Annotated in this window: 15 protein-coding genes; 11 read left to right on the top strand and 4 right to left on the bottom strand. The window is 64.4% G+C overall.

All coding sequences use genetic code 11. The features are described 5' to 3' along the window. Nucleotides 1-4: 4 nt before the first annotated feature. The 8 genes from ACTIGC_RS05405 to ACTIGC_RS05440 all read left to right on the top strand — a co-directional run bounded on the left by ACTIGC_RS05405 (nucleotide 5) and on the right by ACTIGC_RS05440 (nucleotide 9,286). The gene (locus ACTIGC_RS05405; RefSeq protein WP_439633443.1) at nucleotides 5-1,144 is read left to right on the top strand and encodes an efflux RND transporter periplasmic adaptor subunit; all 1,140 of its coding nucleotides are present in this window, start codon (nucleotides 5-7) and stop codon (nucleotides 1,142-1,144) included. Further along, a complete protein-coding gene (locus ACTIGC_RS05410) occupies nucleotides 1,141-4,245 on the top strand; it encodes an efflux RND transporter permease subunit (RefSeq protein ID WP_439633444.1) in 3,105 nt (1,034 codons plus the stop codon). The genes ACTIGC_RS05405 and ACTIGC_RS05410 overlap by 4 nt, the downstream gene beginning before the upstream one ends. Before the next feature lie 40 nt (nucleotides 4,246-4,285). Beyond that, the gene (locus ACTIGC_RS05415; RefSeq protein ID WP_127565932.1) at nucleotides 4,286-4,927 is read left to right on the top strand and encodes an NUDIX domain-containing protein; all 642 of its coding nucleotides are present in this window, start codon (nucleotides 4,286-4,288) and stop codon (nucleotides 4,925-4,927) included. Continuing rightward, nucleotides 4,914-5,729 carry a serine O-acetyltransferase gene (gene cysE, locus ACTIGC_RS05420; protein WP_439633445.1) on the top strand — a complete coding sequence of 272 codons (816 nt, stop codon included), beginning with the start codon at nucleotides 4,914-4,916 and terminating at the stop codon, nucleotides 5,727-5,729. The genes ACTIGC_RS05415 and cysE overlap by 14 nt, the downstream gene beginning before the upstream one ends. Nucleotides 5,730-5,817: 88 nt before the next feature. Beyond that, nucleotides 5,818-6,045, top strand: coding sequence for a DUF3126 family protein (locus tag ACTIGC_RS05425; protein ID WP_127565934.1), 228 nt, complete (start codon nucleotides 5,818-5,820; stop codon nucleotides 6,043-6,045). A gap of 12 nt (nucleotides 6,046-6,057) precedes the next feature. Then, complete coding sequence (locus tag ACTIGC_RS05430) at nucleotides 6,058-6,825, top strand: ABC transporter ATP-binding protein (protein WP_439633446.1); 768 nt, start codon at nucleotides 6,058-6,060, stop codon at nucleotides 6,823-6,825. Then, complete coding sequence (locus ACTIGC_RS05435) at nucleotides 6,822-8,387, top strand: ABC transporter permease/substrate-binding protein (RefSeq protein ID WP_439633447.1); 1,566 nt, start codon at nucleotides 6,822-6,824, stop codon at nucleotides 8,385-8,387. The genes ACTIGC_RS05430 and ACTIGC_RS05435 overlap by 4 nt, the downstream gene beginning before the upstream one ends. A gap of 146 nt (nucleotides 8,388-8,533) precedes the next feature. Then, the gene (locus tag ACTIGC_RS05440; protein WP_439633448.1) at nucleotides 8,534-9,286 is read left to right on the top strand and encodes an outer membrane protein; all 753 of its coding nucleotides are present in this window, start codon (nucleotides 8,534-8,536) and stop codon (nucleotides 9,284-9,286) included. A gap of 79 nt (nucleotides 9,287-9,365) precedes the next feature. On the opposite strand, the gene ACTIGC_RS05445 is transcribed toward ACTIGC_RS05440, so the two are convergent. Next, nucleotides 9,366-10,118 carry a PhoH family protein gene (locus ACTIGC_RS05445; RefSeq protein ID WP_127565938.1) on the bottom strand — a complete coding sequence of 251 codons (753 nt, stop codon included), beginning with the start codon at nucleotides 10,116-10,118 and terminating at the stop codon, nucleotides 9,366-9,368. A 347-nt stretch (nucleotides 10,119-10,465) separates the two neighbouring features. Between ACTIGC_RS05445 and ACTIGC_RS05450 the strand changes: the two genes are divergently transcribed. Beyond that, nucleotides 10,466-10,987: a gamma carbonic anhydrase family protein gene (locus tag ACTIGC_RS05450; protein WP_439633449.1), complete on the top strand. Its 522-nt coding sequence runs from the start codon at nucleotides 10,466-10,468 to the stop codon at nucleotides 10,985-10,987. 131 nt (nucleotides 10,988-11,118) lie between these two features. Here the strand turns inward: ACTIGC_RS05450 and ACTIGC_RS05455 are convergent, their stop codons facing one another. The 3 genes from ACTIGC_RS05455 to ACTIGC_RS05465 form a co-directional block, all read right to left on the bottom strand. Beyond that, nucleotides 11,119-11,619, bottom strand: a complete 501-nt coding sequence (locus tag ACTIGC_RS05455) for a DUF4339 domain-containing protein (RefSeq protein ID WP_439633450.1) — start codon at nucleotides 11,617-11,619, stop codon at nucleotides 11,119-11,121. Nucleotides 11,620-11,789: 170 nt separating this feature from the next. Further along, nucleotides 11,790-12,398: a PilZ domain-containing protein gene (locus tag ACTIGC_RS05460; protein ID WP_439633451.1), complete on the bottom strand. Its 609-nt coding sequence runs from the start codon at nucleotides 12,396-12,398 to the stop codon at nucleotides 11,790-11,792. 58 nt (nucleotides 12,399-12,456) lie between these two features. Beyond that, nucleotides 12,457-13,017 carry a PAS domain-containing protein gene (locus ACTIGC_RS05465; RefSeq protein WP_439633452.1) on the bottom strand — a complete coding sequence of 187 codons (561 nt, stop codon included), beginning with the start codon at nucleotides 13,015-13,017 and terminating at the stop codon, nucleotides 12,457-12,459. A gap of 177 nt (nucleotides 13,018-13,194) precedes the next feature. Here ACTIGC_RS05465 and ACTIGC_RS05470 point away from each other — a divergent pair, with 177 nt between their 5' ends. Beyond that, complete coding sequence (locus ACTIGC_RS05470) at nucleotides 13,195-14,076, top strand: hypothetical protein (protein WP_439633453.1); 882 nt, start codon at nucleotides 13,195-13,197, stop codon at nucleotides 14,074-14,076. 426 nt (nucleotides 14,077-14,502) lie between these two features. Further along, a complete protein-coding gene (locus ACTIGC_RS05475; protein WP_439633454.1) occupies nucleotides 14,503-15,705 on the top strand; it encodes a pentapeptide repeat-containing protein in 1,203 nt (400 codons plus the stop codon). Nucleotides 15,706-15,763 lie beyond the last annotated feature (58 nt).

Here is a 15,763-nt window from a genome sequence, read left to right on the forward strand (position 1 = left end):
CATCATGCCCGGCTCTCAGATAATCCGGCGGCACGCCTTTGCCACCAGCGTAGCCACTCTCGCCATCGTTATTGCCGGTATCGCCGTGCTCGTCAGTGCCCTGCGCGGTGGCCCGGCGCAAGCCGATCTGGCGTTTGCCGAGGCCGCGCCAGCTACCGTTGAAACTCTGGTTGTGAACTATCTGCCGTCGGCGGAGATCGAGGCCCGCTTTCCGGGGCTGGTCGCCGCGCGGCGTGAGAGCGCGCTTGCTTTCAGCACAGGCGGACGGCTGGAAATCATCCATGTGAATGTCGGTGACCGGGTGGCAGCAGGCGACGTTCTGGCGCAGCTGGATACCCGTACGCTGGAAGCCCAGCTGGCAGCCGCCCGCGCTGATGCCAGCGCCGCTGCCGCCCAGTCGGCGCTGGCGCGCACCACGCTGACACGCCAGGAGCGGCTGGTGGAGCAGGGCCATGTTTCCGCGCAGCGTCTGGATGAGGCGGGCGCCACAGCCCGCGCCGCCGAGGCACAGGCCAGCGCCGCCAACGCTGCCGCCCGCGCGCTGGAAGTGCAGCTGGAACTCGCCCGTCTGGAAGCCCCGTTCGACGGGGTGATTACCCGCCGTAACGCCGATGAGGGCGCGGTGATGGGGGGCGGCGCGCCGCTCTTCCATCTGGTCGAGGACGGCGTGCTTGAGTTCCGTCTGGGCGTGCCGGTTTCCGATGCGGCCCGGCTTGTCCCCGGCAATGACTATATGCTCGAAGCCGGCACCCGCCGGGTGACGGCCCGCCTGCGCGCGCTCACCGGCGTTGTCGATACCGCAACCCGTTCGGTGGAGGCCGTGTTCGAGCTGGAAGGCGGGCAGGGCGTCGTGCCCGGCGAAGTAGCCCGGCTGGTCCTGCCGGGGAGCCTGCAGGAGCGCGGATTCTGGGCGCCGCTGACGGCGCTGGCCGAAGGCCGCAGGGGGCTGTGGACGGTCTACCAGCTTGCCAATGGCGGCGAGGGCTATTCGCTTGAACCGCGCAGCGTGGAATTGCTGCATACCGAGGGCGGGCAGGTCTATTTGCGCGGCGCGGTGGATGAGGGCGCCTTGATCCTCTCCGCCGGCCTGCAGCGTGTGACGCCCGGCCAGCGCGTTCTGCCGGCGCGGCCCAGCCAGCCATGAGCACGCTCTTCTACCGTTTCCCGCGCCTGGCGGGCCTGGCCCTGTTCCTGATGGTGGTGGCCGGAATCGCGGCGCTGGCCACGATGGGGCGTCAGGAAGACCCCTATCTCACCGAGCGTTTCGGGCGGGTCGTCACGCTCTATCCCGGCGCTGACGCGGAGCGGGTCGAGGCGCTGGTGTCCGAGCGCGTGGAGCGCGTGCTGCTGGAACTGGCGGAAGTCGATCAGACCACGTCTGTCTCGCGCGCCAACATCTCGTCGGTCAGCTTTGGTATTCGCGAGGATCTGAACGCCACAGAGGTTGAACAGGCCTGGACCAAAATCCGCGAGCAGGTGGCGTCCATCCAGTCCTCCCTGCCGGCAGAAGCCGGTCTGCCGCGCGTGGTGCGCGAGTATATGGGCGCCTCCAGCATCATCGTGGCCCTGTCCTGGCCGGAAGGATCAGATGCCAGCATTGGCGCTCTGGGCCGGCTCTCGCGTGAGCTGGAAGACCGTCTGCGCGGGCTGGACGCCACCTACAGGACCGAGCTTTTCGGCGCGCCAGAGGAAGAAATCCGCGTCGTCCTTGACCCAGAAGCTGCAGCCGCGCTCGGCATCACGGCAAGCGACGTGGCAGCGCTGCTGGCGCGCTCGGACTCCCGCGCACCGGCCGGGCGCCTGGCTGGCGATGACTATGACTTCATCGTCGAAGTGGAGGGCGCTTTTGACACGCTTGAGCGCGTGCGTGCGGTAACACTGAGCGGACGCGAGGGGCGGGGCTTTGTGCGCCTTGGAGACATCGCCACTGTCGAGCGCGCGCGCCGCGAGCCGGACGCCACGCAAGCCTGGTTCAACGGTACGCGGTCGGTTCTGGTGGGCGCCTATGTCCAGCCGGACCGGCGGGTTGATAATTGGGGCCGTCAGGCCGAGCGCCTTGTGGAGCAATTCCGCCAGGCGACGCCCGGACTCGATGTCGATATTGTATTTTCCCAGAGCGACTATGTGGAAAAGCGCCTCTACGGCCTCGCCATCAATCTGGGCTATTCAGCACTGATCGTGTTCGGCGTGCTGTTCCTGATGATGGGTTGGCGCTCCGCACTCATTGTCGGCTCGGCCCTGCCGCTGACCGTTCTGCTGGTCCTGTTTCTGATCAATATGTACGGCCAGCCCTTGCACCAGATGTCGGTGACGGGCCTTGTCGTGGCGCTGGGCCTGCTGATCGATAATGCGATTGTGGTGGTTGATGACTACCGCCTGCTCCGGCGGCGCGGCCTTGAGCGGCTGGCTGCCGTCGACAAGGCGGTGCGCACGCTTTTCGCCCCCCTGCTTGCTTCCACCGCGACGACCGTCTTTGCGTTCGCGCCCATCGCCTTGATGCCCGGTTCTGCCGGAGAGTTCATCTCCATGATCGGCGTGTCGGTGATCTTCGCTGTGACCGCCTCCTTCCTGCTGGCCTTCACGATCATCCTGTCGCTGGCGGCATGGTTCGATGACGAAGCTGATACGGGCGATGGGCCGCGCCCGTTCTGGCGCGATGGTCTGCGCTCGCGCCCACTGGCCTGGGCCTATCGCAAGCTGCTTGACGCGGTGATCGCCCAGCCGGCCATCGGCATGCTGCTGGCGGTCATCCTGCCCGTCACAGGTTTCCTTGCGGCCTCCACCCTGCCATCGCAATTCTTCCCGCCGACCGAGCGCGACATGTTCGAAATATCGGTGACGCTGCCGTCGGGCGTGTCGATGGAGGAAACGCGCCGCCGCACCGAGGCTGTCACGGCCATGCTGCGCGAATATGAGGGCGTGGAGGATGTCGGCTGGGTGCTCGGCGGATCGGCCCCGCGCGTCTACTACAATATGCGCCGGGGGCAGGCGGGCCGCCCGAACTATGCGGCTGGCTGGGTGCGCACAATCTCGCCCGCCGCCACCCGCTTCATCACGCAGGATTTTCAGGCCCGTGCGCGCGAAGCCTTCCCCGACACGATGGTGCTAGCAACACCCTTCGAGCAGGGACCGCCCACGCCTGCGCCGATCGAGCTGAAAATCGTCGGCCCTGAACTTGCCGTGCTGGATACGCTGGGACAGGACATACGCCGCGTGCTCGCTGCGACGCCGGGCGTCACCTACACGCAGGCCCAGTTGCTGCTGGGCGAGCCGGTGGCGCGCCTGTCCGCCGATGAGGCATCAGCCGCGCTGGCCGGCCTGCGTCTTGCCGATGTGGCAGGCCGGGTACGCGCCGACATGGACGGCGTTCTGGGCGGCACGGTGGTCGAGGGCGTCGAGGTGCTGCCCGTGCGGGTGATCGGACCGGTAGACCGCCGCGAGGCCGCAGGCAATATCGCCGCCACCCCGCTGCCCGGACAGGGGCGGGGCGCGATGAGCACGGTGGGCGCGCTGGGCGCCATGACGCTGGTGCCGCAGACTGCCTCCATCATCCGGCTGGACGGGGAGCGCGCGAACCCGGTCTATGGCTATCTGTCGCCTTTCGTGCTGCCGGCGCCGGCGCTGGAGAGCTTCTTTGCCCGGCTTGACGCATCGGGCATTGAAATGCCGCCCGGCTACCGCCTGGTGATAGGCGGCGAGGCGGAAAGCCAGGGCGAGGCCACAGCAGACCTCATGTCCACGGCCATTCCGCTCCTGATTCTGATGGTCGGTTCGGTGGTGCTGGCCTTCAACTCCTTTCGCTATGCGGGCGTCGTGTTCACGGTTGGCTTCCTCTCGGTGGGCCTTGCCCTGTTTGGCGTCTGGCTCTTCGGCACGCCACTGGGCTTTAACGCCATTGTCGGGTCGATGGGGTTGGTCGGCCTGTCGATCAACGGCACGATCGTGGTGCTCTCGGCCTTGCGTAATTCGCCGGAAGCGCTGCTGGGCGATGCGCTGGCCATACGCGAGACGGTGATGGACGCCACCCGGCACATCATCGCCACGACACTGACGACAATGGGCGGTTTTGCGCCCCTCCTGCTGGATGGCGACCCGTTCTGGCTGCCATTCGCGGCGGCGGTGGCTGGCGGCGTGGCAGGTTCGGCCATGCTGGCACTGATTTTTGCGCCCGCTGCCTTCGTCATGCTGGTACGTTTCAGGGGTGCAGGCGCACAGGCCTTGCCCGGCCCCGCACCCGCGTCGTAATCGATGTGAGACTTACCGCCCTCACGAAGGACAGTTCGCGATGACCTCACGCAAGCGCAGGCCCGGCATTGAACGCGGCCCGTGGACCGTTCACGGCGAGAAGCTGGTCTACCAGAACCCGTGGATGAAGGTACGTGAGTACGACGTCACACGGCCGGACGGCAAGCCGGGCCTTTACGGCGTCATGGAGCCGGAAAACCTCGCCATCGGCATTCTGCCGGTCTTCGCTGATGGCACGGTGATGCTGGTCGGCCAGTACCGCTTTGCGCTGGATTGCTGGAGCTGGGAGCTGCCCGAGGGTGGCGGGCCGCTGAACGAGGCGCCCCTGGATAGCGCGAAACGTGAGCTCGCCGAGGAAACCGGGCTGACGGCTCGTGGCTGGCTGGAATTCATGCAGCTGGATATGTCCAACTCCATCACCAGTGAGCGCGCCGTCGCGTTTGTCGCCTGGGATCTGGAGGCAGGCGAGGCCGAACCGGAAGGCACCGAAGACATCGAAACGCGCCGCGTGCCGTTTGCTGTAGCCTTGCGCGAGGCGATGGACGGGCGCATTCGTGATGCCTTCACACTGGCAATGCTGCTGAAGGCTGATTACATGGCTCGTCATGGGGAGCTGCCCGATGCGGTTTCCAGAGCGATACTGAACCCGGCCGGAAAGGATGACCCCCATGGCCCACGCTGACGCTGTAACCCCGCTCCGGCAGGACACTGATATTCGCGCGCTGTGGAACCGGCTGCGTCTCGAGGCGGCCTCGGTGGCCGCAGAGGAGCCCATGCTGGCCGGTCTCGCCAATGCGGGCATTCTGCGCCATGCCAGCTTTGCCGAGGCACTGGCCCACCGCATTGCGCTGAAACTCGCTGACGGCCAGCTTGATGCCATGCTGATCCATGACGTGGTCAGCGAAGCCATGAGCGCTGACGAGACGATCGTCGGAAGCGCCGCCGCCGACATGCTGGCGGTCGATGAGCGCGACCCGGCCTGCAGGTCGCTCCTGCAGCCCTTTTTCTACTTCAAGGGCTATCAGGCGCTGCAGGCCTACCGCATTGCCCACTGGCTGTGGACGCAGGGCCGCGAAACCCTTGCCTTCCACCTGCAGGGGCGCGTCAGCGAGCTGTTCGGTGTGGACATCCATCCCGGCGCCCGGATCGGCAAGGGCATCATGATTGACCATGCCAGCTCTGTCGTGATTGGCGAGACGGCAGTGGTCGGCGATGATGTCTCCATCCTGCACGAGGTGACGCTGGGCGGCACCGGGGCAGAGGAAAGCGACCGCCATCCGAAAATCGGCCAGGGTGTGCTGATCGGCGCAGGCGCGAAGGTGCTGGGTAATATCAAGGTCGGCGATCACGCCCGCATCGCCGCCGGTTCGGTGGTCCTTAGCGATGTGCCTGCGCGCTGCACGGTAGCCGGTGTGCCGGCCAAGCCCGTGGGCGGCTGCTGCGCAGAGCCTGCCCGCACCATGGATCACAGCCTTCCTGATTGATCGGCGCGCGGCGCGAGTTAGGGTGTCGGCCAACCGGCACTGAAGTGCGAATCCGTAAAAACCATTTTCAAGGAGGCTGGCGGCAGCAATGGCCCAGAGCGTTTTCAATCACACCGAAGCCAGCAAGGTTGAGGCTTTCCTGCGCCAGCGCCTCAATCCGGAGCTGAAAGTCCAGATGCGCCAGCGCCCCGACGAGTGCGCGGAAATCTATCTGGGAGCAGAATGCCTTGGCGTTGTCTCGAAGAATGTCGATGAGGGCGAGACCTCCTATTCCTTCGAGATCACCATCCTCGATATTGACCTCGACGATCTGTAAGGCACCCGCGGCTTGGTACTTGATGTCCAGGCGCTGACCAAGACTTTCCCCGGCGGTGCTGTGGCCGTTGATGCGGCCAGCTTCACGGTCGGGGAGGGGGCGCTGCTGGCGCTGGTGGGCGAATCCGGTTGCGGCAAGACGACCACGCTGAAAATGATCAATCGCCTGCTGGAGCCAAGCTCCGGCACGGTCCGGTTCAAGGGCGAGGACATCGCCGCGCTGAACCCGGTGCAGTTGCGCCGCCGCATGGGCTGGGTCATGCAAGGCGACGGGCTGTTTCCCCACTTTACCGTAGCCGAGAACATCGCTGTCACGCCCCGCCTGGCTGGCTGGGACGCCGAGCGCACGCGGACACGCATCGCAGTGCTGCTTGAACTGGTGCAGCTTGACCCGTCAGAGTTTGAGGACCGCTACCCGGCAGAGCTGTCCGGTGGTCAGCGCCAGCGCGTCGGCCTTGCCCGCGCGCTCGCCGCCGAGCCGCCGCTTCTGCTGATGGACGAACCCTTCGGCGCACTGGACCCGATCACGCGCGACAGCTTGCGCGAGGACGTTCAGGCTTTGCGTGCCCGGCTGGGCTTTGCTGCTGTCATGGTCACCCATGACATGGCCGAGGCACTGCTGCTGGCCGATGAGATTGCCGTCATGCGTGCTGGCCGCATCGTCCAGCTGGGGACACCGTCGGAGCTTCTCTCCAACCCGGCGGACCCGTATGTCGAGACGCTGCTGGCCACACCGCGCCGGGAGGCAGAGCGGGTGGCCGCCCTGTCGGCTCAGGGATGATGGAGGCGCTCGCCCAGCCTCTGGCCCTCCTGCCCGATTATCTCGGGGGCCATTTGCGCCTGTCTCTGGGCGCCATGGCGTGCGGCCTGCTGATTGCGCTGCCACTGGGCGTGGCGGCGGCCCGCAACCGGACGATTGCAGGGCCGGCTCTGGCCATCGCAGGCATATTCCAGACCATACCGGCTCTCGCCCTGCTGGCCCTGATGGTGCCTCTGCTCGGCGGACGCATCGGTTTCATGCCTGCCTTCGCAGCGCTGACGCTCTACGCAATCCTGCCGGTGCTCCGGAATACGATAGTGGGCCTCAGGGGCGTTGATCCTGTGGTGCGCGAGGCGGCACGGGGCGTCGGCATGACCCGCGCGCAGAGCCTCTTCCGCGTGGAATTGCCGCTGGCCCTGCCGTCCATCATGGCGGGTATCCGCACCGCCTCGGTCTGGGTTATTGGCGCAGCCACGCTGGCGACCCCGGTCGGCGCAGCGTCTCTGGGCAACTACATCTTCTCCGGCCTGCAGATGCGTAACTGGACGCTGGTGATATTCGGCTGCGTGGCCGCAGCGCTGTCAGCGCTCATCATTGATGGCTTGCTCAAGCTGATGGAAAGCGCGGCCGCGCGCCGCCGGGCAGGGCGGGCGCTTGTATCAGGGGCGGCGCTGGCGGCAATCGCCGCGATGGCTCTCATGCCTGCAGGCCTGTTTGCCGGCGGCGGTGATGCGCGCAGCGCGCGAAGTGCCCTTCACGCGCAGGCAGACGGATTTGGCGGGCAGCCCGTCACCATTGGCGCCAAGGCCTTCACCGAACAATACATACTGGCTGGCCTCATGGAGGGTGTGCTGCGCGATGCGGGCGCGGCTGTGCGCCGCCGGGACAATCTCGGCTCCACCGTCGCCTTTGACGCGCTCATTTCCGGCGAGGTGGACGTTTATGTCGACTATTCCGGCACGCTCTGGGCGACGCTGATGCAGCGCGAGGACATGCCCGGCCGCCATGTCATGCTGGCAGAGATCACCAGCTGGATGTGGACGCAGCACGGTGTGCTGGTGCTCGGCGCGCTGGGTTTTGAGAACGCTTACGGTATCGCGGTCAGCCGTGAGCTGGCCGCACGCGAGGCGATATCCTCGATCGCAGATCTTGCGGCAATGGATGGCGTTTCCATCGGTGCGGATTCCGAATTTTTTGCACGCGCTGAATGGTCCGGGCTTCGTGACACCTACGGTCTGGCCCGCGCCCGCACACGCGCGATGGACTCCACCTTCATGTACACAGCTGTGCGTGACGGCGAGGTGGATGCCATCACCGCCTACACGACCGACGGGCGGATATCGGCGTTCGATCTGGTGATACTGGACGACCCGGCGGGGATATTGCCGCCCTATGACGCGCTGGTTCTGATCTCGCCCGCCGCCGCCAGACGTCCGGCGATCGCGCAGGCCCTTGCTCCCCTGCTCAACGCTATTGATGCCGAAGCGATGCGGGAGGCCAATGGCGTGGTTGATCTGGAGCGCCGCGCGGTAGGCGAGGCGGTGGAGCGCCTGCGCGCAAGGCTGGATCCTCGTTTCCCCTGACGCGCTGTTGCAATTTTGCGACATGCACAAAGCTGCACTCACATGTGCGTGCATCGCGCGTCCCACGCTTCGCGTTGGAAAGAACGGATTGGGCATCAGTCATGCCGCGCCAACGCGCGGCGCAAGCGACCAAAAAGGGCAAACTGATGCAAAAACTGGCTTTACTGGCGGCTGTGGCCGCACTCCCTCTCGCCGCCCCTTCTGCCTTCGCGCAGCCGGCTGGCGACTATAACTGGAACGGTTCCTATATCGGTGTGAATCTGGGTCAGGGCAATAATGCCGACTTTGACCTTGATGCCGAGCTGGATGTTGCGTCCGGCTCCACCTTCTTCCCAGCTGCCCTGGCTGGCGGCACCTTCCCCACCATGCGCAGCTTTGACGGTGATGGATGGGTGGGCGGTATCCAGGCCGGCGCCAACTGGCACACCGGAATGTTCGTTTTGGGCGGCGAAGTAGACGTTCAGCTGTCCGATATCAGCTCCAGCATTTCCATCCCGAACGCTCCGGGCGGTGCGACGAGCAACCCGGACGGGTTCACAGACCTGAATTTCGAGGTGGATTACTTCGCTACCGCCCGCCTGCGTGCTGGCGTCGCGCTTGACCGTTTCCTGATCTACGCGACGGGTGGCGGTGCCTATGGCCGCGTCGATTTTGACCGCAACTACCGTGTGGGCACTGCTGAAATCACCGATAGCACCACATCAGACCAGTTCGGCTGGACCTATGGTGCCGGTGTCGAGTGGGGCATGACCGATTTCTGGACCCTGCGCGCCGAGTATTCGCGTGTGGATCTGGGCAGCGACAGCTTCGACACCAGCTATTCTGACGGCACGATTGGCCGCGCCAGCATCGACACCCAGTTCGATGTGATCCGCGCCGGTGTGAATTTCCGCTTCTAGCGCGCGGAACTAGCGTCAGCAAAAAGGCCCCGGCTGTCCTCTGGCCGGGGCCTTTATGGTGTGTGCTGCCGCCGGGCGGTTACAATACGTCGAGCATCGAAGCCACCAGCGGGTGGCGCACAATGTCCTTGGCTTCCAGCCGGACCACGGCGATGTCGTCAACCGTCTCAAGGCGCTCGCAGATATCCTTCAGGCCGGACATTTCCGGCAGAAGGTCTGTCTGCGCCGGATCGCCGGTGACGACCATGGTGGAGTTCCAGCCCAGACGCGTCAGCAGCATCTTAAGCTGGCCGTAGGTGCAGTTCTGGGCCTCGTCGACGACGATATAGGCGTTGTTGAGCGTGCGCCCGCGCATATAGGCAATCGGCGCAATCTCGATCAGGCCTTCGGCCATCAGCGCTTTCAGGCGTTTCGGGCTCAGCCGGTCAGCCAGCGCGTCGTAGAGCGGGCGCAGATAGGGCGCGAGCTTTTCTTCCAGAGCGCCGGGCAGGAAGCCGATATGCTCGCCCGCCTCGACCGCCGGGCGTGACAGGACGATGCGCCCCACCTGACCGCTCTCCAGTGCCTCGACCGCCTTGGAGACGGCCAGATAGGTCTTGCCGGTACCGGCCGGCCCCATGGCCATGACAAGATTATGGCCGTCTATCGCATCCATCAGCCGCGCCTGCCCCTCAGAGCGCGGTTTGACGTTCTTGATATAGCGCTGGTCCCGCATGGGTTCATTGTCGTCAGGTGACCAGTTCGTGCCGGGGAAGAGGGCGCGGACCTTCTCCTCCTCATAATGCTCGGCATTGAATCCGCCCTGACGGCGTTTTGCGGTGCGCTTGCTCATGATGGCGTCCTCCGGACAAGAAAAAACCCCTCATGCGGGTGCACAAGGGGCGGGCAAAGGCGATTCAGGCTGGACAGGGCAGATGCGGAACGGGCGGCCGATCCAAACGGGTCTGGCGTTGGGGGTGCATACGGCATTGCGCCGCGGGCCTCCTTGCAAGAAGCGTCTATCCCTCACGATCGATCCGAAGAAGCCGCCGGGGGCGGCTGTTCCCCTCTCGAATCGCATCTACAGTCTCATGCTAAGACAGTGAACGAAGTATGAGTCAGCCCGTCGCTGAAACTTCACATCCAGGCGATGCAGTTTCGCCACGCAATGCTGATGCAACGAGCAGGAAGGAACACATTATGGGCGTTTACGAGCTGGACGGGGTGCGTCCGAAGATCGGCGAGGGTGTGTGGATCGCGCCGGGCGCCACCGTGCTGGGCCGCGTCACGCTGGGGCGCAATGTGTCGGTCTGGTTCGGGGCCGTGCTACGCGGCGATGTGGAAGACATCGTGATCGGCGATGACACCAATATCCAGGACGGCACGGTGATCCATGCCGATCCCGGCAAGCCGACAATCCTTGGCAAGGGCATCACGGTTGGCCATCAGGCCATGCTGCATGGCTGCCAGATTGGCGATTACTCGCTGGTGGGTATCGGCGCGACCATCCTTAATGGCGCGAAAATCGGGAAGAACTGCCTCATCGGCGCACACGCCCTTGTCACCGAGGGCAAGGAGATACCGGACAATTCCATGGTGCTGGGCTCACCGGGCAAGGTGGTGAAAACGCTGGAGGGGGGGATGAGCGACATCTTCAAGGCCAGCGCGGACCACTATGTCGCCAATGCGAAGCGCTTTGCGGAGGGTTTGAGGGAGATTTGAGGGAGATTTTTCCCTCGTGCTTCGAGACGCGCTTGAAGAAGCGCTCCTCAGCATGAGGGAGAAGTACAAGCGCCCCTCATCCTGAGGGGGAGCGATAGCGAGCGTCTCGAAGGACGAGGGGCGAGAGCCCGCTACTGCGGACGGCCCCAGAGCTCGCGGATGCGCTGGTCGGTTTCGCGGCCGAAATTGAACCAGGCCGTGCGGTCGCGAGAGGCGTCGACCACGATCAGCTTGTCTTCGCGGGCCAGTAGATGGCTCAGCTCATTGCGCAGCGTGGCCGCTGTGGACGGTGCGCGCAGCAGCCATACGCCCGGCGCAATATTTTCCGCATCGCCGAAATCTTTTAGCGCGGCTTCAAATCCGGCGCGGCTGTCATCGCCCAGATTGGCGACAACGACAAAGTTGGCGGTGCGCGCATCGGTCGGCGCGGGGCGTTTGGTGCCGGGGCTGCGGCGGGCTTCGTCCAGCCACGCCTTGAACTGCGGCACGTCGGTGGCGTTTTCCCAGCCATCCTCGCGGCTTTGCGAAACCACTGAATGGCTGGCGATACGTCCCTCACTGACGAAGGCGCGCATCTGCGCCCCCGTATAGGGTCCGTACACACGGCCATCGACTTTCACAAACCAGGACATCGCAATTCCATCATCCCGCGGCATTGGCGTCACACTCCATCCAAGCCCTCAAAAAGAGACTATGCAGGGCTTACGGCAAGATTCAGGCCGGTTGGCGCAAGTATGGGCCACAAACATGACTTTTTATGCCGCGTGCGCAGACAAAAGGCAGCCCCGGCGGAAATCTCACCTTATCCCCGGGGCGGATCGAACGACACCGCGAAGCCGTTGTCCAGCCAGCGAGTCACCCGGCCTGTCAGGTCGCCCACGCTGACGCTTTCGCCCACACGGGGACGCTCCAGACAGGCAAAGGCGGCCCCGGAAATCGACACATCCACAAGGTCTGCCTGGATCAGCACGCCGTCTTTCAGGCGGATTTTTACCCGCCCCGTTCCGGGCTTTCTGGGCGCGGCGCGGTCTTCTTCAAGGCCCAGGCGCTCCATATTGAAACGCCAGGTGATGGCATCGCCCAGCCGGTCGCGCTTGCGCTGTGTCGTGTTGAACCGCACGGCAAAGCCGCGTGCGCCCGCGCGCACCACATCGCCCTCGACCCGGCCGAGCCCGTCAAACAGCATGACAATGCGCTCGCCCAGTGCGGGCGGGGCCTCGGCGGCGATTTTCGCGCCGCCGGGAGATACATCAATGAGGGTGCAGGCAAATTCCCCGCGTACGGGATCGAGATAGCGTCCGGGCAGGCGCAAGGGCACACGGCGGTGACGGCGCTGCTCCTGCGCGCCGGCGGCCGCTATGCGTATCTTGCGCTTGTCCAGGCGCGTGCTCAGATCGGTGACAGGTCCCATGCCAGCCTCATTGTCCAGGGCGGCAATCTAGGCTGGTGCTGGTTAAAATTTGGAGAAACTAGCCGTCATTGGCCGCGCGGGCAGGCACGCGTACATCGCGAAGCCCTCTGAACACCTGCACCGAGCTTTCCGGCTCCACCGCCGGGCGCAACTCCTTGAGGATGTGACGCACGGCGGGGCGGCCATCCAGGCTACGTCCCTGCAAGGGCTGGTAGAGGCCCAGACACCGGTCCACCCACCCCTCAGGCCCGCGAAGGGGAAGAAGCGCTATCTCCACCTCTACAGAGCGGCCATCGAGCGAGGCCGCATCGGCGAGCGCGCAGGCAGGGGCCGGCACGCTTAACGCTCCCTCGATCAGGGCCGTCATATGCTGGCGGTCATGGCCGCGCCACAGGCCCAGAAAGTTCTGGTCCTTGAACTCGCGCGCATGCATCTGGCACAGCGAGGTGCCCGCCAGACGGAAGATATGATGGTCACGGTCCATCCGGCGCAGGATGAACAGATGGCTAAGGAGCCCGGCCAGATCGCGCGGCGCAATATCGCCGCGCGCCGGCGCGGAACGGCCCAGCCTTCTCGCATCCCAGTACGCAAACAGCGTCTTTGTGTTCTCGTGGCGCATAGGCAGCCCGTCCTCTTTAGTCCCTTTACGGGGAGCGCGTTGCCAGTCCTGCTTTCGGACAGGCGTGCTCCGGTCGGGGCGGGGGACTGCAAGCGCCTTGCCAAGTGTTTTTTGCGCCTCCTCCTGAAACCGGCATCCTTCTTGCGGGAAGCCGTGCAAACAGACGGGAGTGACCCAATGGGCGTTTCAACTCGATACGCAAAAGCGCTTGGCGTAGTGATCGCAGCGACCTTTGCCAGCGCAGCGGCCGCTGCCGCGCAGCATCACGGGCCGACGCCGGTATCTCCGCCGCCGCCCAGCCATCATTGCTGCCAGCACGGGCACGGGCCGCAGGTGCGCACGCCCTCGATCCGCATTGGCGGGCCATCGGTTCATATCGGCGGGCCGCGCATCAATATTGGCGGCGTCTATCTGAACAATCAGATCAATGTGAACGTGAACGCCTCTGCCAGCGCCAGCGCGATGGCGGTAGCGGGCGCGCAGGCGGGCAGCAACACGATCGTTTACGCAGGCGGGGGCTATATCTCGCGCGGTACCGCCCCGGCAGCGACTGCCATTGCGGGCCTTGCACTCGCCGACGAGTACGAGATGGAAGAAGAGCGCCATTCACGCTGGATAGAGGGCTGGCGCGTGGTGCGCGCGGTCTGCATCGATGACCGGGGCACGCCGCACCCCGCCTCGCGCCCCGAACGCGATGAGCGCGTGCGCGAAGGCTTTGAGGGCGAGATTTTCCGCTGCATGGCTGGTACCACGCTGCAGGCGACGCTGGGTAACCGCCTGGAAAGCGACGACGACATTTTTGAGGGCGGTCAGGTCATCCAGTGCCAGCGCGGCGATGCGCTGCGCTATGGACGCGGCGGGGAGGTGTTCTGCGCCCCCGCAGAGGCCATGCGCGATTGTAATGAGCGCTCGCTTCTACGCCTTTACGGGCCGGGCGTACGCCTTGTCTATGTGCGCTTTGAAGAGCGCTACACGGCGATGCGCGAGCGCCGCAGTGCGCGCCGCACGGCCACCGGCCTCAACCTGATGCTCGATGGCGGCGTGGGCGGGTATCACTAGCCCTGAACTCCCGGCCGACCGCAGGGAGAGCCGGGACCGGGTTCAGGAGTAATTCTGATAGAGGCCCCGGGTCTCGCGACGCGCTCGCCCGGGGTTTCAGGGAAGTATGAAGTTCTGAACTCCCGGAGGCCCGTGAGGGCCATCCGGGACCTGCCGCCAGAGGCCTTCTTGCCTCGCCCTTCGAGACGCTCACGGGCGTTTGCCCTCAGGGTGAGGAAAGAAGGCATAACCCCTCATGCTGAGGAGCAGGCAAAGCCTGCGTCTCGAAGCACGAGGGGTTCACACACCAACACACCCCACCTGACCGGCCCCGGAGCTTCCCGGGGCCATTTTTTTTGCGCGGCAACCACCGTCCCGCCCGCGTAATCCCCGGCCAGAACCCGCGACACGCTTGACGTGCGCCCGAAACCGGGGCGCAGTCGGGATATGGATGGGTGGGTTTTCGATTTGGGCTTCTGGCTGGCTTCTGTGTTGCCGCAACTGATAGTGCTGGCAGCGGTTCTTTGGGGCTTATGGCTCTTGGTGGCGCGGCTTCGCAAGAGGCCGGTGGTGTGGTCTTGGCAATGGGCCATTGATCACGCCATCAAGATATTCGTTCCTGCATGGCTGATACTGTCCGGCGTCGCCGTCTGGGTGGTAATGCAGCTTGCCGATCCGTGTGCGGGTACGACGCGGGTGTGTCCGCCCGTGCAGTGGATCAGGCCCGGCTATCTCGCCGAAGATTTCCGCAATCTCCTTTGGGCGGCCAGCCTTGTGTTTGGCGGAGCGGGCGCTGGCGCGGCCTTGATCAATGCCTTGCGCCGAACGCGGCTGATGCAGGCTGAGCATGCGCTCGCCCAACGCGGGCAGGATGCAGAGACGTTCTCCCGCGCTGTGGAGCAGCTTGGCAGTGAGCAGACTGCTATCCGCCTTGGGGCCATCTATGCGTTGGAAGGGTTGATGCGCAGCGCATTCGCGGAAGGCGGCGACAAAATATTCGGCCGCCAAATTGGTGAAACACTCGCCGCGTTTGTTCGCGAGCAGTCCGTGCCAATGGCTCAAATCGTTTCAGAGTGGGATGCCGAAGCTCAAAAGGCCGAGCAAAGCGCGCTTGCCTCTCGTGGAGCTAGTGTAAGATCAGAATCAAGTGAAGGTAGAATTTTTAAAAACTATAGATTGAACGTCGATTTGGAAGCGGCTGTTGTTGTTATATCAAGATCATGGCCACACGAGCATCGCCCTGAGCTGGACGGCGATGGGGGTGTCGATCTATCTTGGTCCTGTCTGTTTCGTCTTAGGATGCCCGCGAAGGCTGATATGAGAGGTTTTAACTTAGTTCGTGCAGATCTTCGAGGTTGCAAATTTGACTCGGTCGATTTGCGGGGAGCTTGGCTTTTCGAAGCTGATTTTCGATTGGCTCAAATAAGAGGCGCCGATATTTCTTCCACCGTGTTTTATGTACCATCCGCCGCAGTATCAGAACCAAGTGTTACGTCGAAGCAAATAAATCTGGCCCGTTGGAGGCTTGGCGAGCCTCCGATATTACCTCCCGAGGTCGACCTCCCCCACCGCGGCGATGAACAACCAATAGGCGACCCTTCTCCCTTCGACGAGTCGTGGATGAAGAACGTAGGGTCGGAGAGCGAATAGCGGAGAGGTCGCCAAACGCACCCCACACTTTTTTACACGGAACGGATGACTTGCCTCG

Origin of the sequence: Glycocaulis sp. (assembly GCF_051859565.1) — a bacterium.
GTDB lineage: Bacteria > Pseudomonadota > Alphaproteobacteria > Caulobacterales > Maricaulaceae > Glycocaulis.